Annotated in this window: 22 protein-coding genes and 2 pseudogenes; 12 read left to right on the forward strand and 12 right to left on the reverse strand. The window is 72.1% G+C overall.

Annotated elements, in window-relative coordinates; all coding sequences use genetic code 11:
* Nucleotides 1-22 precede the first annotated feature (22 nt).
* The 4 genes from ACFV8T_RS42640 to ACFV8T_RS42655 all read left to right on the forward strand — a co-directional run bounded on the left by ACFV8T_RS42640 (nucleotide 23) and on the right by ACFV8T_RS42655 (nucleotide 3533).
* Entirely contained in the window at nucleotides 23-517 is a 495-nt protein-coding gene (locus ACFV8T_RS42640; protein WP_385338529.1) for an NUDIX domain-containing protein, read from the forward strand.
* 188 nt (nucleotides 518-705) lie between these two features.
* Nucleotides 706-1914: a hypothetical protein gene (locus ACFV8T_RS42645; RefSeq protein WP_385338532.1), complete on the forward strand. Its 1209-nt coding sequence runs from the start codon at nucleotides 706-708 to the stop codon at nucleotides 1912-1914.
* A 114-nt stretch (nucleotides 1915-2028) separates the two neighbouring features.
* The gene (locus tag ACFV8T_RS42650) at nucleotides 2029-2790 is read left to right on the forward strand and encodes an NAD-dependent deacetylase (protein ID WP_385338534.1); all 762 of its coding nucleotides are present in this window, start codon (nucleotides 2029-2031) and stop codon (nucleotides 2788-2790) included.
* 89 nt (nucleotides 2791-2879) lie between these two features.
* Nucleotides 2880-3533 carry a class I SAM-dependent methyltransferase gene (locus ACFV8T_RS42655; protein WP_385338537.1) on the forward strand — a complete coding sequence of 218 codons (654 nt, stop codon included), beginning with the start codon at nucleotides 2880-2882 and terminating at the stop codon, nucleotides 3531-3533.
* 45 nt (nucleotides 3534-3578) lie between these two features.
* Here ACFV8T_RS42655 and ACFV8T_RS42660 read toward each other — a convergent pair whose 3' ends face one another.
* Entirely contained in the window at nucleotides 3579-3983 is a 405-nt protein-coding gene (locus tag ACFV8T_RS42660; RefSeq protein WP_385338540.1) for a (2Fe-2S) ferredoxin domain-containing protein, read from the reverse strand.
* A gap of 336 nt (nucleotides 3984-4319) precedes the next feature.
* Here ACFV8T_RS42660 and ACFV8T_RS42665 point away from each other — a divergent pair, with 336 nt between their 5' ends.
* Entirely contained in the window at nucleotides 4320-4904 is a 585-nt protein-coding gene (locus tag ACFV8T_RS42665; RefSeq protein WP_266429130.1) for a TMEM165/GDT1 family protein, read from the forward strand.
* A gap of 111 nt (nucleotides 4905-5015) precedes the next feature.
* On the opposite strand, the gene ACFV8T_RS42670 is transcribed toward ACFV8T_RS42665, so the two are convergent.
* The 4 genes from ACFV8T_RS42670 to rpmB form a co-directional block, all read right to left on the reverse strand.
* On the reverse strand, nucleotides 5016-5540 hold the full coding sequence (locus tag ACFV8T_RS42670; protein ID WP_385338543.1) for a methylated-DNA--[protein]-cysteine S-methyltransferase: 525 nt from the start codon (nucleotides 5538-5540) through the stop codon (nucleotides 5016-5018).
* 20 nt (nucleotides 5541-5560) lie between these two features.
* On the reverse strand, nucleotides 5561-7033 hold the full coding sequence (locus ACFV8T_RS42675; RefSeq protein ID WP_385338546.1) for an AlkA N-terminal domain-containing protein: 1473 nt from the start codon (nucleotides 7031-7033) through the stop codon (nucleotides 5561-5563).
* Between the two features lie 271 nt (nucleotides 7034-7304).
* Nucleotides 7305-7610 (reverse strand): 30S ribosomal protein S14, encoded by a 306-nt coding sequence (gene rpsN / locus ACFV8T_RS42680; protein ID WP_385338549.1) that lies wholly within the window; start codon nucleotides 7608-7610, stop codon nucleotides 7305-7307.
* Entirely contained in the window at nucleotides 7610-7846 is a 237-nt protein-coding gene (rpmB, locus tag ACFV8T_RS42685) for a 50S ribosomal protein L28 (RefSeq protein WP_266429123.1), read from the reverse strand. Before rpmB ends, rpsN begins: the two co-directional genes overlap by 1 nt.
* A gap of 66 nt (nucleotides 7847-7912) precedes the next feature.
* Between rpmB and rpmG the strand changes: the two genes are divergently transcribed.
* The 4 genes from rpmG to rpsR are packed head-to-tail and all read left to right on the forward strand — an operon-like array spanning nucleotide 7913 to nucleotide 9786.
* Complete coding sequence (gene rpmG, locus ACFV8T_RS42690; protein ID WP_385338552.1) at nucleotides 7913-8077, forward strand: 50S ribosomal protein L33; 165 nt, start codon at nucleotides 7913-7915, stop codon at nucleotides 8075-8077.
* 48 nt (nucleotides 8078-8125) lie between these two features.
* Complete coding sequence (locus tag ACFV8T_RS42695; RefSeq protein WP_385338555.1) at nucleotides 8126-8380, forward strand: type B 50S ribosomal protein L31; 255 nt, start codon at nucleotides 8126-8128, stop codon at nucleotides 8378-8380.
* Complete coding sequence (locus tag ACFV8T_RS42700) at nucleotides 8380-9534, forward strand: CobW family GTP-binding protein (RefSeq protein ID WP_385338558.1); 1155 nt, start codon at nucleotides 8380-8382, stop codon at nucleotides 9532-9534. Before ACFV8T_RS42695 ends, ACFV8T_RS42700 begins: the two co-directional genes overlap by 1 nt.
* Nucleotides 9535-9549: 15 nt before the next feature.
* Nucleotides 9550-9786: a 30S ribosomal protein S18 gene (rpsR, locus tag ACFV8T_RS42705; protein WP_385338561.1), complete on the forward strand. Its 237-nt coding sequence runs from the start codon at nucleotides 9550-9552 to the stop codon at nucleotides 9784-9786.
* 66 nt (nucleotides 9787-9852) lie between these two features.
* Here the strand turns inward: rpsR and ACFV8T_RS42710 are convergent, their stop codons facing one another.
* Together ACFV8T_RS42710 and ACFV8T_RS42715 are read right to left on the reverse strand one after the other, a co-directional pair.
* Complete coding sequence (locus ACFV8T_RS42710) at nucleotides 9853-10389, reverse strand: O-acetyl-ADP-ribose deacetylase (RefSeq protein ID WP_385338564.1); 537 nt, start codon at nucleotides 10387-10389, stop codon at nucleotides 9853-9855.
* Between the two features lie 81 nt (nucleotides 10390-10470).
* A complete protein-coding gene (locus tag ACFV8T_RS42715) occupies nucleotides 10471-11886 on the reverse strand; it encodes a phytoene desaturase family protein (protein WP_385338567.1) in 1416 nt (471 codons plus the stop codon).
* 159 nt (nucleotides 11887-12045) lie between these two features.
* Between ACFV8T_RS42715 and ACFV8T_RS42720 the strand changes: the two genes are divergently transcribed.
* Nucleotides 12046-12822 (forward strand): nucleotidyltransferase domain-containing protein, encoded by a 777-nt coding sequence (locus ACFV8T_RS42720; protein WP_385338583.1) that lies wholly within the window; start codon nucleotides 12046-12048, stop codon nucleotides 12820-12822.
* Nucleotides 12823-12861: 39 nt separating this feature from the next.
* Here ACFV8T_RS42720 and ACFV8T_RS42725 read toward each other — a convergent pair whose 3' ends face one another.
* Nucleotides 12862-12984, reverse strand: a complete 123-nt coding sequence (locus ACFV8T_RS42725) for a hypothetical protein (RefSeq protein WP_385338570.1) — start codon at nucleotides 12982-12984, stop codon at nucleotides 12862-12864.
* Nucleotides 12985-12995: 11 nt separating this feature from the next.
* On the opposite strand from ACFV8T_RS42725, the pseudogene ACFV8T_RS42730 reads away from it, so the two are divergent.
* A pseudogene (locus tag ACFV8T_RS42730) lies at nucleotides 12996-13358 on the forward strand (3-oxoacyl-ACP reductase); the annotation flags it as partial.
* Between the two features lie 22 nt (nucleotides 13359-13380).
* On the opposite strand, the gene ACFV8T_RS42735 reads toward ACFV8T_RS42730, so the two are convergent.
* The 4 genes from ACFV8T_RS42735 to ACFV8T_RS42750 form a co-directional block, all read right to left on the reverse strand.
* The gene (locus tag ACFV8T_RS42735; protein WP_385338573.1) at nucleotides 13381-14208 is read right to left on the reverse strand and encodes an inositol monophosphatase family protein; all 828 of its coding nucleotides are present in this window, start codon (nucleotides 14206-14208) and stop codon (nucleotides 13381-13383) included.
* Between the two features lie 63 nt (nucleotides 14209-14271).
* Nucleotides 14272-16077: a gamma-glutamyltransferase family protein gene (locus ACFV8T_RS42740; RefSeq protein ID WP_385338575.1), complete on the reverse strand. Its 1806-nt coding sequence runs from the start codon at nucleotides 16075-16077 to the stop codon at nucleotides 14272-14274.
* A 164-nt stretch (nucleotides 16078-16241) separates the two neighbouring features.
* Nucleotides 16242-16592 carry a Zn-ribbon domain-containing OB-fold protein gene (locus ACFV8T_RS42745; RefSeq protein ID WP_385338577.1) on the reverse strand — a complete coding sequence of 117 codons (351 nt, stop codon included), beginning with the start codon at nucleotides 16590-16592 and terminating at the stop codon, nucleotides 16242-16244.
* Between the two features lie 153 nt (nucleotides 16593-16745).
* Nucleotides 16746-17417, reverse strand: a complete 672-nt coding sequence (locus ACFV8T_RS42750) for a TetR family transcriptional regulator (protein WP_385338580.1) — start codon at nucleotides 17415-17417, stop codon at nucleotides 16746-16748.
* A gap of 144 nt (nucleotides 17418-17561) precedes the next feature.
* Here ACFV8T_RS42750 and ACFV8T_RS42755 point away from each other — a divergent pair.
* A pseudogene (locus ACFV8T_RS42755) lies at nucleotides 17562-17642 on the forward strand (electron transfer flavoprotein subunit beta); the annotation flags it as partial.

The raw sequence follows: 17642 nt of genomic DNA on the forward strand, positions 1-17642 counted from the left end.
CCCCTGCTACTACGCTGCCCGCGTGACCACCACTGACTACACCTCCTACATCGCGGGGCTTCCCCGGGTGCTGGCCGCCGCGGCCACCGTGTTCCGGGACGACCGGGGTCGGGTACTGATCGTCGAGCCGAACTACCGGGACGGCTGGGCCCTGCCCGGCGGAACGATCGAGTCCGACGACGGCGAGAGTCCGCGGCAGGCCGCGCGGCGCGAGACGGCCGAGGAGATCGGTCTCGATCTTCAACCGGGACGGCTGCTCGCCATCGACTGGGCACGCGGCCCGCAGCGTCCGCCGATCGCCGCCTACCTGTACGACGGCGGAGTGCTGGACGAGGCCCGGTTGAAGGCGATCCGGCTCCAGGAGGAGGAGCTCCTGTCCTGGAAACTGGTCGAGCGCGAGGAGATCGACACCTATCTGCTCGGCGCTCTCGCGCTGCGCGTGAAGGCGGCGCTGGACGTGCTCGAATCCGGTGGTGGCGCGGTGGAGCTGGAGGACGGCCGCCCGGTGGGCGACTGACGCGCGGAGCTGTTGCCCAGGTCCTCCCGTCGCCGCATACGGCCCGTATTCCCGTTGTGTCCCGTTGTGCTGACCGGTCGTCGACTGGTAGTCCGGTCGACGGCTGCCGGACTCGCGCGTTCATGTGCCATTGGTCCGCAGTGCACGCCCGACCGGCATCATCCGGACTCCACGACAGCGGAGGGATCATGCGTACGCACACGGGACACCTCAGCGGGCTGCTGGCCACGATCGTCGCAGCGTTCGCCTGTACGGCAGTTGTCGCCACGGCGTCGACGGCGCTCGCGGAACCGGCATCGACCCCGGCCCCGGCCGCACACGGCAAGCTGCCGCTGTCGGTCGACGGCGGCGCCTGGCAGTCCGGCCATGTCCAGGGCATGGCCATCGACCGCCGCAAGGGCTTCATGTACTTCTCGATGACCAACCTGCTGGTCAAGACCGACCTCAAGGGCAACCCGGTCGGCTCGGTCGCCGGATTCACCGGCCACCTCGGCGATCTGGACTTCAACGAGAAGGACGGCCGGGTCTACGGCTCGCTGGAGTACAAGGAGGCGAAGTCCTTCTACATCGCGATCCTCGACGTCGACCGCATCACCCGGATGGACATGGACGCCCAGTCCACGGGTGTCGTCTCGACCGTCTACCTCAAGGAGGTCGTGAAGGACTTCACCGCCGACATGAACGGCGACGGCGTCTTCGACGGCGACACGGGCGATACGCCCGACCACCGCTACGGCTGCAGCGGCATCGACGGTGTCGCGTTCGGTCCGGCGTTCGGCGACCGCCGCGGCAAGCGCGCCGGGAAGAGGCTGACGGTCGCGTACGGCGTGTACGCCAACGCCGGCCGCGCGGACAACGACCACCAGGTGCTGCTCCAGTACGACGTGACCCGGTGGAGGAAGTACGAGCGCCCGCTGACCGAGTCGGCCCCGCACACCAGCGGACCCGCCCATGTCGACGGCAAGTTCTTCGCGTACACCGGGAACACCAATTACGGCGTGCAGAACCTGGAGTACGACGGGCACAGCGGCAACTGGCTGATGGCCGTCTACAAGGGCGCCAAGCCCGGCTTCCCCAACTACTCGGTCTTCGCGCTGGACGGTGCGCGCAAGCCGGTGCGCGGCCTGGTGCGCGGGCAGCAGCGCCCGGAGCGCGGGCTGCTGCTCCCGCTGCTGCGCGAGGGCGCGCACGACACCACGACCGGCACGTACGGGTGGCCGGCGCCGGGACAGTACGGGCAGTACGGGCTGGTCTCGCTCGACGACGGGCGGTTCTACGTCGCGAGGAGCGGCACCGTCCAGGACGGCGGCGTGACCAAGCAGACCGCGAGCGCCGTGCTGAACACCTGGACGGGTCTGACCCCGTCGCCGTTCACCCCGGCCGGCCCTGCGGCTTGACGTCCACCACGTCCACCACGTCCACCACACGCACCTCGCGCACCACGGGTCCGACGGCTTCCTGAGGTCGAAACGGCCTCGCCCGGAGTGTCCGGCGCTGCGTACGCTCGCGGCATGACTCTCGTCGCGATCCTCAGCGGCGCCGGCATCTCCACGGACTCCGGCATCCCCGACTACCGCGGGCCCAACGGGCTCTGGCGCAAGGATCCGGAGGCCGAGAAGCTCGTCACGTACGACTTCTACATGGCCGATCCGGAGATCCGCCGCCGCTCCTGGCAGATGCGTCGCACCAGTGCGACCTGGGCCGCGGAGCCCAACGCGGCCCACCGCGCGGTGGCGGAGCTGGAGCGGTCCGGCGCCCCGGTGCGGGTGATCACGCAGAACGTCGACGGTCTGCATCAACTCGCCGGGGTCCCCGCCCGCAAGGTCCTGGAACTGCACGGGACCGCGCGTGAGGTGGTCTGCACCCGCTGTCACGCCCGCTCCCCGATGGCCGAGGCGCTGGCCCGGGTGGAGGCGGGAGAGGACGACCCGTCGTGCACGGTCTGCGGCGGCATCCTGAAATCGGCCACGATCATGTTCGGTGAGCGGCTCGATCCGGTGGTGCTGGGCCAGGCGGTGTCGATCGCGAAGGCCTGCGAGGTGTTCATCGCGGTCGGTACGACGCTGCAGGTGCAGCCCGCCGCCTCGCTGGCCGGGATCGCGGTGGACAACGGGGCACGGCTCATCGTGGTGAACGCGGAACCCACGCCGTACGACGAACTGGCCGAGGCCACCATCCGCGAGCCCATCGGCACGGCACTGCCCGCACTGCTGAAGCGGCTGGCCGACGGCACGGGGCCGGTCGACGGTTCCGGTACGGCCACCGGGGGCTGAGTGGCCGGTGCGGCGGGAGGCTCTCGACCCTGCCGCGTGTGCGCCGGCCCGGCCGGGAAGTGCCGGCGGGGAGCTGTACGGTCCCCCGCATGACAGAACCCTCACCCCTCGACACCACGCGCGCCTCGTACGACACCGTCGCCGCCGACTACGCCATGCTGCTGGCCGACGAGATGGCGGACAAGCCGTACGACAAGGCCATGCTGACCGCCTTCGCGCATCTCGTGACGACGGGCGGCGGCGGGCAGGTGGGCGATCTGGGCTGCGGTCCCGGTCGGGTGACGGCGATTCTGCGCGACCTCGGGCTGACCGCCTTCGGCATCGACCTCTCGCCGGGCATGATCACGGTGGCCCGCGAGACGTACCCGGGCCTCGACTTCGCCGAGGGGTCGATGACCGCCCTGGACCTGGCGGACGGCAGCCTGGCCGGCGCGCTCGCCTGGTACTCCCTGGTCCACACCCCGCCGGAGCAGCTGCCCGAATTCTTCGCCGAGTTCCATCGCGTCCTGGCGCCGGGCGGCCATCTGCTCATGGCTTTCAAGGTCGGCGACGAGTGCGTCCGCCTGGAGCAGGCGTACGGACATGCGGTGACGCTCGATGTCTACCGGTTCGTGCCCGACGCGGTGGCCGACATGCTGGTGGAGGCCGGGTTCCGCGTGCAGGCCCGGCTGGTCCGCGAGGCGGACCGGTGGGAGAAGACCCCGCAGGCCTTCTTCCTGATGGTGAAGCCCGAGGCGCGGTAGCGGCCCGGCCGTGCTCCGCGGCAGACGGCAGTTTGACGACGGGGCCTAGTGGTCGAGTTCCTGCTGTATGCGGCGCGAGGCGCGGAACGTGTACAGGTCGAGGATCTCCGGCGGGTCCGCCAGCCCCGGACCGCCCGCCTCGACCCAGGCGACGATGTCCGTCACGGCGTCCGGATCGTTGACCAGCCCGAGCCAGACCGGACGGCCGCCGGCGCGACGACCCTCGGCCGACGGCTGCACGACGACGACATTGGCCTGTTCGCAGGCGTCCAGGCACTCCACGGCGCGGACCGTGGCCAGCTGGCCGAGCGAGCGCCGCAGCTCGGCGAGCTGGCCGGCGTGGTCCACGTCCGGGACCTTGGGCGTCCCGCAGCAGCAACCGCGGCAGACACTGACGGTGGGGCGGGGCGCGCCCTGGGCAGGGACCGCCCTTCGGGTGCGGCGGCTCATGCGGGGACGCTTCCGGTGCGGGCTCGGATGATCACCATGGGACTGTACCCACCCCCACCACCGGGTCGAACATCTGCTCGGCCCCATGAGCGGGTGGGGTACAGTTGGTGGCTGCGAAGGGGAGTAGCCCCGCAAACCGGTCGTCGACACACTGGAACCTCCGGGTTCCCGGTGGCCGGGCTCGTGGATCACCGCGGGCGGGCGAGACCTTCGGTCAGGTATGACACGCCCGCACCCCGTGGGCGCTGACGTCATGCCGGGCCGAGTGGTCCTCCGGAAGCCCCAGTGGCACTTCGCGAAGGCCCGGGGCCCGGCTCCTACAGAAAGCCACCCGGAATGCACCTCGACCCCCTGGCGATTCTCACCGCCTTCGGGCTGATCTTCCTCGCGGAACTCCCCGACAAGACGATGTTCGCGTCGCTCGCCATGGGCACCCGCATGCGACCGCTGTACGTCTGGTTCGGCACATCGTCCGCGTTCATCGTGCACGTCGCCATCGCGGTGGGGGCCGGCAGCCTGATCGGGCTGCTGCCCGACTGGATCGTCAAGCTCGTCTCGGCCTCCCTCTTCGCGTTCGGGGCCTTCATGCTGCTGCGCGCCGGCGGCGGCGACGAGGACGAGGACGGTGGCACGAAGACGGTGACCGGTTTCTGGCCGGTCTACTCAACCGCGTTCATGGCCGTCTTCATCAGCGAGTGGGGCGACCTCACCCAGATCACCACGGCCAATCTGGCCGCGAGCAACGGCACGTGGTCCACGGCGATCGGGTCCGCGGCCGCTCTGATGTCCGTCTCGGCGCTGGCACTGCTCGCCGGGCGTTTCATCGCGAAGCGCGTGCCGCTGAAGACGGTCCAGCGGATCGGCGGGCTCTGCATGCTGGGGCTGGCGATCTGGACCCTGGTGGAGATCTTCACCGGCTGACGGCGCGCCCGTACGGCACTTCCCGACGTGAGAACGGGCCCGGACCTGGATGTCCGGGCCCGTTCTCACGTCCACGGGCACGGGCGGCGCCGGAAGCGCGCCGGGGTGCCGTCAGAAGAGCGCCGGGGTGTCGTCCGCCGTACCGTTCTCGAAGGCCAGCAGCCGCTGCTTGCGGTCGAGTCCGCCGCCGTAGCCGGTGAGGCTGCCCGAGGCGCCGATGACACGGTGGCAGGGGACGATGATGCCCACCGGATTCTTGCCGTTGGCGAGTCCCACGGCACGTGAGGCGCCCGGCTTGCCGAGGTTCTCGGCCAGTTCACCGTACGAGCGGGTCTCGCCGTACGGAATCAGCTGGAGCTGCGCCCAGACGCTGCGCTGGAACGGGGTGCCGTCCAGGCACAACGGCAGATCGAAGGTGCGCAGTTCCCCGGCGAAGTAGGCGTCGAGCTGGCGGGCGGCCTCCGTGAAGGGCCGGGGGTCGGGTTCGCCGAAGGTCTCCTCCGGCGGGCGGTGCCGCTGGCCGGTCATGTAGAGGCCCGCGAGGACCCCGTCGGTGGCGACGAGGGTGAGCGGACCGTACGGGCTGTCGACGACCGTGTGCTGCCTGGTCGCCGTACGCGGATGCGTCGTTGTCATGGCTGGACTTCCCGGATTCCTCAGGTGGGCAGGTGGTTGATGGGGTGGTCGTCCACGGTCCACAGGTACTGGACCGCGTAGGCCCGCCAGGGGCGCCAGGCGGCCGCGCGGGCGGTGAGCGCCGCGGGTGTCGAGGGGAGGCCGAGCTCCTCGGCCGCGCGCCGGATGCCGAGGTCGGTGGGGAGGAAGGCGTCCGGGTCGCCGAGCGCCCGCATCGCGATGACCTCGACGGTCCAGGGGCCGAAGCCGGGGAGGGCGGTCAGTTCGGCCCGCGCCCGCTCCCAGTCGGTGTCGGTGCCGAGCCGCAGCGATCCGTCGGCGAGCGCGCCGACGAGGGTGGTGAGGGTGGTGCGGCGGCTGCGTGGCAGGGCGAGGCGTTCGGGGTCGAGTCCGGCGAGCGCCTCGGGGTCCGGGAAGAGGTGGCTGAGGCCGCCCTCCGGGTCGTCGACGGGCAGGCCGTGCGCGGTGACCAGACGGGCCGCGTGGGTACGGGCGGCGGCGGTCGAGACCTGCTGGCCGAGCACCGCCCGTACGGCGAACTCCGCGCCGTCGACGGTGCGCGGGACGCGTCGGCCCGGCGCCTTGCGCACCAGGGGGGTGAGGAGTGGATCGGCGGACAGCTGCTCGTCGACGGCCACCGGGTCGGCGTCCAGGTCGAGCAGCCAGCGGCAGCGGCTGATCGCGAGGGTGAGATCACGCGGATCGGTGAGGGAGAGGCGGCAGGCGATGTGATCGGGGCGCGGGGCGAGAGCGACGATGCCGTGTCCGTACCGCAGGGAGAGCGTGCGACGGTAGGCGCCGTCCCGCCACTCCTCGACGCCGGGGACAGCGGTCGCGGCGAGGTGGCCGAAGAGGTTGCTGGGGTTGAGCGGGGCACGGTACGGCAGCCGCAGCGCTATCACTCCCGGAGTGGCCGGCGGTCTCGCGGACCGGGCGGCGCGGCTGCGCAGCTCGCCCGGGGCGAGCGCGAAGACCTCACGGACGGTGTCGTTGAACGTACGTACCGAGGAGAACCCTGCGGCGAACGCGACTTCCGCCATGGGGAGTCCGGTCGTCTCGATCAGCAGCCTCGCGGTCTGGGCACGCTGCGCGCGGGCCAGGGCGAGCGGCCCGGCGCCGAGCTCGGCGAGCAGCTGGCGCTCGATCTGCCGGGCTGAGTAGCCGAGCCGGGCCGCGAGTCCGGGGACGCCCTCGCGGTCGACGACACCGTCCCGGATGAGCCGCATCGCGCGGGCGACGGAGTCGGCTCGGGCATTCCACTCCGGGGAGCCGGGGCTGGTGTCGGGTCTGCACCGTTTGCAGGCCCGGAATCCGGCCTGCTGACAGGCCGCGGCGCTGGGGTAGAAGGTCATGTTCACGACCTTGGGCGGCACTACCGGGCAGCTGGGGCGGCAGTAGATCCGGGTGGTCAGGACCGCCGTGAAGAACCAGCCGTCGAAGCGGGCGTCCTTGGACTGGACGGCCCGTACGCAGCGCTCGGTGTCGGTGTACATGACTCAAGGATCCGCCACCCGGCACCCGGGGGCTGGCGAGAATCCGACATCAACCTTGAGCTGCCAGGACTTCTTCGGCCTTCGGCGCGGCCCCGTCCGGCCTCCTCGCCGCGGGGCGGGGCCACGCTGCCCGGCCATGCCCCGGATCGAGCCGGAACCCGCACCGCGGGCCGGAGCGCTCCGGGGCGGGCGGTGGCCGCGGTCGCGGCACCGCCGGCCCCGGCGCACGGCCATGTCGCACCGCCGGGTGGAGGCGGGCGTCGACCGGCCTTCACCAGGAGGACTTGGTGACCCCCGGCAGGAATCCGGCATGGGCCTGCTCGCGTGCGCGGACGCGGGAGAGGCCGAACTTCCGCAGGTAGCCGCGGGGCCGCCCGTCCACACTGTCCCGGTTGCGCACCCGGGTCGCACTGGCGTCGCGCGGCTGGCGCCGGAGCTCGTCCGCGGCGGCCCGCCGTTCGGCAGCCGTGGAGGACGGCCGGCGGATGACCTCCTTCAACTCGGCGCGACGGGTGGCGTACCGCTCGACGGTCGCCCGGCGCCTCTCGTTCTGCGCGATCTTGCTCTTCTTGGCCATCAGACCTTCACTCCCCTGGCGCGGATACGGGCGACGGCCGCCTCGATCCCGATGTTGTCGACGGTCCTGATCGCCCTGGCGCCGAGCGTCAGCCGGACGTACCGGCCTTCACTCGGCAGCCAGTACCTCTTGCGCTGGATGTTGGGGTCGAAGCGGCGCGAGGTGCGCCGGTGCGAGTGGGAGATGTTCTTGCCGAAGCCCGGCCGGGCGCCGGTCAGTTGGCAATGGGCGGACATGGAGCTACCTGCCTTCCACGGGAAACCACTTGTTGGAAATGGAAATCATTGCCATATAGTAGCGGCATGCCTCGCAACGAACTACGCCCGGTCATCAAGCTCCGCTCCACCGCCGGGACCGGCTACACCTACGTCACCCGCAAGAACCGCCGGAACGACCCCGAGCGCGTGGTCCTGCGCAAGTACGACCCGGTCGCCCGCAAGCACGTCGATTTCCGCGAAGAGCGCTGACCCGGCCCCCGTCCCCGACCCCCGACCCCTGATCGGAAGGACACCTTCATGAAGCCCGGAATCCACCCCGCGTACGGCCCCGTCGTCTTCCGCGACAAGGCCGCCGGCTCCGCCTTCCTCACCCGCTCCACCGCGACCGCCGCGAAGACGATCGAATGGGAGGACGGGAACACCTACCCCGTCGTCGATGTCGAGATCTCCTCCGCGAGCCATCCGTTCCACACGGGCACCGCCCGTGTCCTGGACACCGCGGGCCGCGTCGAGCGGTTCGAGCGCCGCTACGGCCGAAGCGGGGCGAACTGATGCGGGACAGCGGCCGGTTGCCCGTCGTGATCGTCGGCGGGCTCCACTCCGACGCCCGCAGGGAGGTGGTGGACCGGCTGCTGCGCACCGTCCCCGGCAGCGTCGCGGTCCACCACGATCTGGCCACCGCCGCCGAGGGCACCGTGCGACGCCTCGTACGGGACGCCGGGGGCGATCTGTCGCTCGGGGAGGCCCCGCTCGTCAACGACTGCGCCTGCTGCGCATTGCGCGAGGACCTGGTCCCGGAGCTGGAACGGCTGGCGGGCATCGGGCCGACCCGGCTCGCGATCGTCGAGCTGTGGGACTCCGTGGAACCCAGGGCGATGGCCGAGGTCGTCGTCGCGCACGGCGGCGAAGTCCTCGAACTCACCAACGTGATGACCGCCGTCGACCCCGCTCTCGTACTGCCCTGCCTCGGGAACGGCGACGATCTGGCCGAGGTGGGTCTCGCGGCGGCCGCCACGGACCGGCGGACCGTCGGCGACACCTGGGCGCGACAACTGGAGTACGCGCCCGTGCTCGCTCTCGTCGACAGCGAGACGGCCGACGAGGAGGACCACGCGCTGCTCGCTCAGCTGCACCCGACGGCCCGTCAGGTATCGGCCGGTTCACCCGAACTGGGCCGGCTCGCCTTCGCCGGCTTCGACGTGGAAGCGGCGGCGGCCGCCCAGCACCCCGCATGCGCGCTGCTGCCGCAGGAGGCGGAGGAGGCCGGGGTCGCCACACTCGTCTGGCATCGCCACCGCCCCTTCCACCCCGAGCGTCTCCACCAGGCACTGGAGGACCTCTGCTGTGCGGCGGCACGCAGCCGTGGCCGCTTCTGGCTCGCCGACCGCCCCGACACCCTGCTGGCCTGGGACGCCGCCGGTGGTGCGCTCTGCGTGGAGAGCGCGGGACCGTGGCTGGCCTCCCTGCCGGACGCGGCCTGGGACATGGTGCCTCCCGTCCGCAGGGCGGCGGCCGCCCTCGACTGGCACCCCGAGCACGGCGACCGCTGCCAGCACCTCGTCTTCACCTCCCCCGGCCTCGACCGGGACGGGCTGGCCCGGCTCCTCGAATCCTGCCTGCTCACCGACACCGAATACGCCGCGGGCCCCGAGGCGTGGAAACAGCTCCCGGCCCCCTTCGCCCCGCTCCTCGACCCGATCTCCTGAATCCAAGGAATTCTCATGGCACGACGCGACGATCCCCACCGTCCGCAGAAGCCCCGTCCCAACCTCCTGGACGCGGCCGGAATCACCCGCATCGACTACAAGGACACCGAGTTGCTGCGGAAGTTCATCTCCGACCGCGGCAAGATCCGCAGCCGCCGTGTGACCCGGGTCGACGCCCAGCAGCAGCGCCGGCTCGCGCGGGCCATCCGCAACGCCCGGGAGATGGCCCTGCTGCCCTACGCGCACAGGTAGCACCCGCACGCCGCGTGCGTTCGCCGGGCCCCTCCCCGTCCGTCGGGCACACGCGGCGTCCGCGGATCAGCCCCGCGCCGCCAGTACCTCTTCGAACTCCGCGTACGCATGCGCGTCGAACAGCACGAACCGCACCTCCTCCACGGGCGGCGCGGCCTCCTCCACCACCGTGCGGACGGCGATCCTCGCCCCGTCGTCCATGGGCCAGCCGTAGATCCCGGTCGAGATGGCCGGGAAGGCGACGGTACGCGCCCCCAACTCCACTGCCGTACGCAGCGATTCGCGGTAGCACGAGGCCAGGAGGGCGGAACGGTCCTCGGAGCTGCTCCAGACCGGGCCGACGGTGTGGACCACCCATCGCGCGTCGAGCTCCCCGGCCGTCGTGGCGACCGCCTGGCCGGTGCGCAGGCCCTTTCCGTACTGCGACGCGCGCAACTTCCGGCAGGCGGCGAGGATTTCCGGACCGCCGCGCCGGTGGATCGCGCCGTCGACCCCGCCGCCGCCGAGCAGGGAGGAGTTCGCCGCGTTGACGATGACATCGACGGACTGCCGGGTGATGTCACCGCGGACCAGGGTGACGGTGACGCCCTCGGGTGTACGCATGGCGGACATCATGCCCTGTGAAGCCCTCGGAGCCTGGCGGGTGACCTCCCACCTCCCGGTCGAAGGTCACCCGCCAGGCTCTCAGGCCGCCCGCAGGCGCCGCCAGACCGCCTTCGCCGCGTGGTGGCCCGACATGCCGTGCACCCCGGGGCCGGGCGGAGTGGCCGAGGAGCACAGGAACACCGCCGGGTGCGCCGTCGCGTACGGCACGCGTGCGAGCTTGGGCCGGAGCACCGTCTGCAGGCCGGAGAACGCACCGCACGCGATGTCGCCGCCGACGTAGTTGGCATTGCGTCTCGCGAGCTCGGGCGGTCCCGCCACCGCGCGGGCGAGGACCAGGTCGCGGAACCCGGGGGCGAAACGCTCCAGTTGCCGTTCGATGACGTCGGTGGCGTCGCCCTCCCAGCCCGACGGGACGTGTCCGTACACCCAGAAGACGTGACGGCCCTCGGGCGCGCGGGACGGATCGACCAGGCTGGGCTGTGCGCTGATCAGGAACGGCACGCTCGGGTCGCGGCCCGTCACCGCGGCCCGCAGCGCGGAGTCGATCTCGCCGGCCGTGGGGCCGACGTGGACCGTGCCGGCCCGACGGGCCTCCTCCGCGGTCCAGGGGACGGGGCCCGACAGGGCGTAATCGATCTTGAAGCAGGACGCGCCGTACCGGTAGCCGCGGTAGGCGTGGCCCAGCCCGGCGATGCGGGCGAGGGCGGTGGGCGAGGTGTCGAAGACGTAGGCGCGGGCGGGCGGCAGCTCGTCCAGACGCTTGACCTCCGTACCGGTACGGATCGTGCCGCCCTGCTCGCGTATGTACGAGGCAAGGGCGTCGGAGATGGCCTGCGATCCGCCGCGCGGCACGGGCCACCCCTTCTCGTGGGCCGCCAGCGCGAACAGCAGGGCGATCCCGCCGGTCGCCGGACCGCTGGTGGGCGCGATGGCATGGGCGGCGAGCCCGGCGAACAGACCGCGCGCCTTCGCACCGTCGAAGCGGCGGGAGAGCAGCGACGCGGGCTGGAGCGCGTCGAGACCGAAGCGCACCCAGCGGTAGGGGTCACGGGGCAGCCCGTCCCACGGGGTGCGCAGGAAGTCCTGGGCGAGAGTGTCCCAGTGGCCGAGGTAGGGGGCGACGAGCCTGCGGTACGCCCCCGCGTCCCGGGCCCCCAACGACATGGCGCTCTCCCCCACCGAGCCGGTGAGCACGGCGGCCGTGCCGTCCGGGAACGGGTGGGCGAGCGCCAGCTCGGGCTGGAGCCACTCCAGGCCGTGCCGGGCGAGCGGCATCGCGTCGAACGCGGGTGAGCCGATGCCCAGTGGGTGGACGGCGGAACAGGGGTCGTGCCGGAATCCGGGAAGGGTGAGCTCCTCGGTACGGGCACCGCCCCCGACGGTCTCCTCGGCTTCGAAGACCTCCACGGCGAAACCGCGGCGGGCCAGTTCGGCCGCGGCGGTCAGTCCGTTGGGGCCCGCCCCCACGACGACTGCATCGAGCATCGACGGCACCTTCGGACTCCTTCGTCAGCCGATGGCCAGGACACCCAGGATATTCCGAGACACCGACAGCGCGGTCGCGGGTATGGTCGCAGGGCGATGAATACACCGAACTCCCAGGCCGCGCCCGTGACTGCCCGCGAAGCCGCCGTGCCCGCCCATATCGCCGGCATGGCGTCCCGGCTCACCGACCTGCCCGGCATCCGGGCCGTCGCACTGGGCGGCAGCCGGGCCCGCGGCGCCCACCGTCCGGACTCCGACTGGGATCTGGGCGTGTACTACCGCGGCACCCCCGACGTGGCCGCGCTGACCGCGCTGGCCTCCGAGGTGCAGGGTTCCCCCGCCGAGGTCGCCGGTCCCGGCGGGTGGGGACCGTGGGTCGACGGCGGCGCGTGGCTGCGGGTGGACGGTGTCCCGGTGGACTGGATCCTGCGCGATCTGGACCGGGTGGAGGCGGTCTGGGCGGACTGCCGCGAAGGACGCTTCGAAGTGGGCGTGCAGCCCGGCCATCCGCTCGGGTTCTGGTCCCCCGCGTACCCCGGCGAGGTCGCGCTGGGGCGCGTACTCGCCGATCCGCGAGGTGAATTGACGGCGCTCCAGAAGGAGACCCGGAACTATCCGGAGCCGCTGCGCGCCGCGCTCGTCGAAGCCGCGTGGGAGGCGGAATTCTCGGTGGCGGCCGCCCGCAAGTCGGCTCCCGGCGGTGACACGCTCCATGTCTCCCTGTGCCTGTCACGGGCCTTCGGCATCCTCGCCCAGTCCCTCCACGCCCACCACCGCACCTGGTGTCTGAACGAGAAGGGCGCGTCGGCTGCGGCAGCGGCCCTGCCGGACACCCCCGCGCACTACACCGAACGGATCGGCGAGGCGCTGCGGGGCCTGGACGCGGCGGCGGTGGAGCGGGCCGCGGAGATCGTGAGGGACGTACGGTCGGCCTGTGGCGGCTGAGGTGGGCCGCTCGTAGCGACGGCGGGCGCCCGGCGCCGCTCAGTCCCGCCGAATGGCCGTGACGCAGCGGGCGAGCAGATCCTGCAGGGAGTCCCGTTCCTCCGGGGTGAACTCGTCGGCGAGCCGGCGTTCGCTCCGTACCGCCCGCTCGTCGGCGAGCATCTCGGGCGCCCGTCGATTTCGACGACGTCATGATGGAGCGCGACTACGAAGGGCTGGAGGCGTACTGCCGCGGCAAGCTCGCGCTGATCATGTCGACCTTCGATCTGGCCGACAGGACCGCGGGCAGCGGGGTCACGGTCAATGCCCCGCACCCGGCGCATCTGAGGGACACCCCCGGCGTGCGGGAGTACGGGCTCACGCCGGCCGTGCCCGTCGAGGAGGGCGTGCGGCCCACCGTCCGGCTGATCACCGATCCGGCCCTGTCCGATGTCACCGGCCGATACTTCGACCGCTTCACGGACACGGCCGCCCATGAGCAGGCGTACGACCCGCAGGCCCGCGCCCGGCTCGGGGCGCTGACCCGCGAGCTCCTCGCCCGACCGGGGTCCCGTCCGGTCAGGCTTCGCCGCGCAGCGCCGCGAGGACGCGTTCGACGGTCGCCTCGTCGCGGGCCGCCGTGAACGGCAGGGTGTTGCCCCCGGCGATACGGAACGGCTCGCCGGAGAGGGTGGCCTGGGCGCCGCCCGCCTCGGTGACCAGCAGCAGACCCGCCGCGTGGTCCCAGGCGTACTCCCAGTTGAAGGCGACCGCGTCCTGGTCACCACGGGCGACGGCGAGGTATTCGAGACCCGCCGAACCGCAGGGGCGGGCGTCGATCCCCTCGGTGCGCAGGCCGAGCAGGGCGCGCTTCTGGGCGTCGGTGGTGTAGTCGGGGTGCGACATCGCCACGCGCAGAACGGCCCCGGGGGCGGGCGACCCGGAGCGTATCGGCTTGCCGTCGAGGGTGGCGCCGCGGCCTCGGACCGCGACCGCCATCTCGTCCAGGGCCGCGGCGTACGTCCATGAGGCCAGGAGTTCACCGCGGTGGGCGAGGGCGACCAGGGTGCAGAAGCCCGGTTCGCCGCGGACGAACTGGCGGGTGCCGTCGACCGGGTCGACGATCCACACCGGTGCGTCGCCGCCCAGGGCGTCGTTCACCTTCGGATCGGCGTGGACCGCCTCCTCGCCGACGACGACGGAGCCGGGCAGGAGCCTGGTCAGGGACGCGGTGAGGTGTTCCTCGGCGAGGCGGTCGGCGGTGGTGACCAGGTCGTGCGGGCCGCTCTTCTCGACGATCTCGTGCGCGGCGAGCTGCCGGAAGCGGGGCATGATCTCGGCGGCGGCCGCTGCGCGAACCGCCGCCTCGACCTCGGTCAGGTCCCCGGTAAGGAATTCATCGATCATGGCTCCAGCCAATCACGCCCCACCGGGGCCCCGACGACCTGGTCATGTCGGGGAAGTGGCCGCTCAGCGTCCGACGGCGTACCCCTGCATGCCCCGCGGGTTGGCGGCCGCGGACAGCACTCCGGTCTCCGGGTCACGGGCCACGGCGCACAACCGGCCCTCGGACCACGGATCGCCGACGGTGACGTCATGGCCGCGGCGGCGCAGTTCCTCGACGACCTCCGGGTCCATGCCCGCCTCGACGGTGACGCTGCCGGGACGCATCCCGCGCGGGTAGAAGGAGCCCGGGAAGCTGTCGTTGTGCCAGTTCGGGGCGTCGATGGCGCCCTGGAGGTCGAGTCCGCCGCGGACCTCGGCACGCAGCGCCACCGCCAGGAAGAAGTGCACCTGCCACTGGTCCTGCTGGTCGCCGCCGGGCGTGCCGAACGCCATGACGGGGACCCCGTCGCGCAGGGCCAGGGACGGGGTGAGGGTGGTGCGGGGGCGACGGCCGGGGGTCAGGGAGTTCGGCAGGCCCTCGTCCAGCCAGGCCATCTGGAGCCGGGTGCCGAGCGGGAAGCCGAGCTCCGGCACGACCGGGTTGGACTGGAGCCAGCCGCCGCTGGGAGTGGCGGAGACCATGTTGCCCCAGCGGTCGACCACATCGACGTGGCAGGTGTCACCACGGGTCGTGCCGTCCTTGGCGACGGTCGGCTCGCCGACGCCCGCCGTCGGGATGCCCATGGCGTCGAAACCGGTCCCGCCGCGGGCGACCGCGTGGGCCTGGCCGCTGAGCACGGGGGTGCGGCCGTCCGGGCTGCCGGGGCGCAGCTCGTGCGAGGCCTCGGCGGTGATGAGGGCGCGGCGCTCGGCGTTGTACGGCTCGGAGAGCAGCGTGTCGAGCGGGACGTCGGCGGCGTCGCCGTACCAGGCCTCCCGGTCGGCCATGGCGAGCTTGCAGCCCTCGATGAGCAGGTGGACGTAGTCGGCGCTGCCGTACCGCGGCAGCTCGGCGGGGAGCAGGGCGAGCTGCTGGAGGAAGGCGGGGCCCTGGCTCCAGCCGGCCGCCTTGGCGAGCGTCCAGCCGTTCCAGTCGTACGTGGCGGGCGCCTCGTAGGACGCGGACCAGCCGGCCAGGTCGGCGGCGGTGAGCGTGCCGGTGTGGCGGGTGCCGCTGGTGTCCATGGTGGGGCGGCCGGCCTGGCGGACCAGGGCCTCGGCGACGAAGCCCTCGCTCCAGATCCGGCGGGCGGCGTCTATCCGGGCGGCCCGGTCCGTGCCGCCCGTCTCCTCGGCCTCGGCGATCAGCCGGCGCCAGGTGGCGGCGAGCGCGGGGTTGCGGAACAGCTCGCCCGGCCGGGGCGACGTGCCGCCTGGCAGGTACACCTCGGCGGAGGACTGCCATTCTGTCTCGAAGAGTTCGCGTACGGTCTCCACGGTCCGGCCGACCTGCTCGACGGGTGCGTGGCCGTCCTCGGCGTAGCCGATCGCGTACCGCAGCACCTCGGCGAGGGTCTTGGTGCCGTGGTCGCGCAGCAGCAGCATCCAGGCGTCGAAGGCGCCCGGTACGGCCGCGGCGAGCGGTCCGGTGCCGGGGACCAGATCGAGGCCGAGGGAGCGGTAGTGGGCGACGGTCGCGCCGGCCGGGGCCGGGCCCTGGCCGCACAGCACCCGCACCTCGCCGTCCTTCGGCGCCAGGATCATCGGCACCTCGCCGGCCGGGCCGTTGAGGTGCGGTTCGACGACATGCAGGACGAATCCGGCGGCGACGGCCGCGTCGTAGGCGTTGCCGCCGTCCTCCAGGACGGCCATCGCGGACTGCGAGGCGAGCCAGTGGGTGGAGGAGACCATGCCGAAGGTGCCCTGGAGAGTGGGACGGGTGGTGAACATGCCCTGCTTCCTTGTCACTTGAAGAATGCGGAGGCACCGATGGCACTCACGGACCAGCCCGGGAGAAACCGGGCAGTCCGCAACCCTTCCTCCGCCGCCCCGGCCATCGGCAGACTATCGACCGCCCGACACCGCTTCGGGCCCGCCTCCGCCCTCAAGGGCGATCAGAACCACTCGTCGCACGCGGGCGGTTCGCAGAGCTCGAAGACCACTTCGCCCGCGTCCGGACCGTCCACGGCGACGGGGCGCACCCGGGCGCCGACCGACACCCGGTCCGGGGCCGCGCCCACGACACGGCAGCGGAACACGAAGCCTTCGGGGAGCCGGACGAGGGATTCGTTGCGCGCGGCCTCCGTGTAGCGGTGGACGACGCCGGACCTCACCACGACGCCCAGACCGTCGCTGTGTTCGGGCCTCAGATCGCTCGACGCGCACACCGGGCACAGCAGCCTCCGGAAGGAGGCCGTGCCGCACCAGCGGCACCGGTGGTAGTTCAGGCCGGCTTCCTCATGCACCGTCTGCACGGTGCCACTTGATGACTGGGACACGTTCGACCCCCTGCGCTCGGCTCGGATGCGCCGTACCTGCGCGTCGGCGCGTCCGCACCATAGGGCACTGAGTGCCGAAACGTAAAGACACTCAGTGCCAGATCGGGTCGGGCCGAAGGGTCAGCCCTGCCCGATGGCCGACTCGATCTGCTGCACCACGCGCCACATCGGAGCCCCCTTCGCCGCGACCATCACCACCACATCGCCTTCGCCCGGAGGCACGGCCGCACCCCCGGCCGTCCCACTCCCCCACACCCGGCGCACCATCCCGAGCGCGTGATCGACGGCGGCCTCCGCGTCCCCCTCGCCGCCCGAACGCAGCCACGTCCGCAGCCCGTTGTTGTGCGCGGCGACCACGGACGCGGCGATCACCTCGGCGCGCAGCGCCCCGTCGTCCGATTCGCCGTACCTGCCGCGCAGATATCCGGCCAGCGTCTGCTCGTACCGCCGCACCACGGACAGTTCGTAGGTACGCAGCCCGGGTACCTCCCGGGTGAGCCGGTACCGCTGGACGGAGAACTCCGGATTGGCGGCGTACATGCGCAGCACCAGCCGGGCCGCGTCGCTCACCGCGTCCACCGGCTCGGCGTCGCCGGCCTCCGCCAGGAACGCGGTCATGTCGGCGAGGCACCGCTCATGATCCGGGAAGACCGCGTCCTCCTTGGAGGGGAAGTACCGGAAGAACGACCGGCGCCCGACCCCGGCCCGCGCCACGATGTCGTCCACCGTGGTCTGTTCGAAGCCCCGCTCCAGGAAGAGCTGGAAGGCCGCCTCGGCGAGCACCTCCCGCATCGGGGCCTTCTTCGCTGGTCTGCGCGCGTCAGTCATGCCCGGAACGTAGCACCGGAGAGCCTCCTATGGCACCAGGTTCCTTTACAGAGGGTACTGAGTGCCATATCGTCATCCCTACGAACCACACCAGGTAGGAGAGCCGGCGTGAGCTTGAGGATCGTTGTCTGTGTGAAGTACGTGCCCGACGCCACTGGTGACCGGCATTTCGCCGATGACCTGACGGTG

The organism is Streptomyces sp. NPDC059832, assembly GCF_042731715.1.
Taxonomy (GTDB): Bacteria; Actinomycetota; Actinomycetes; order Streptomycetales; family Streptomycetaceae; genus Streptomyces.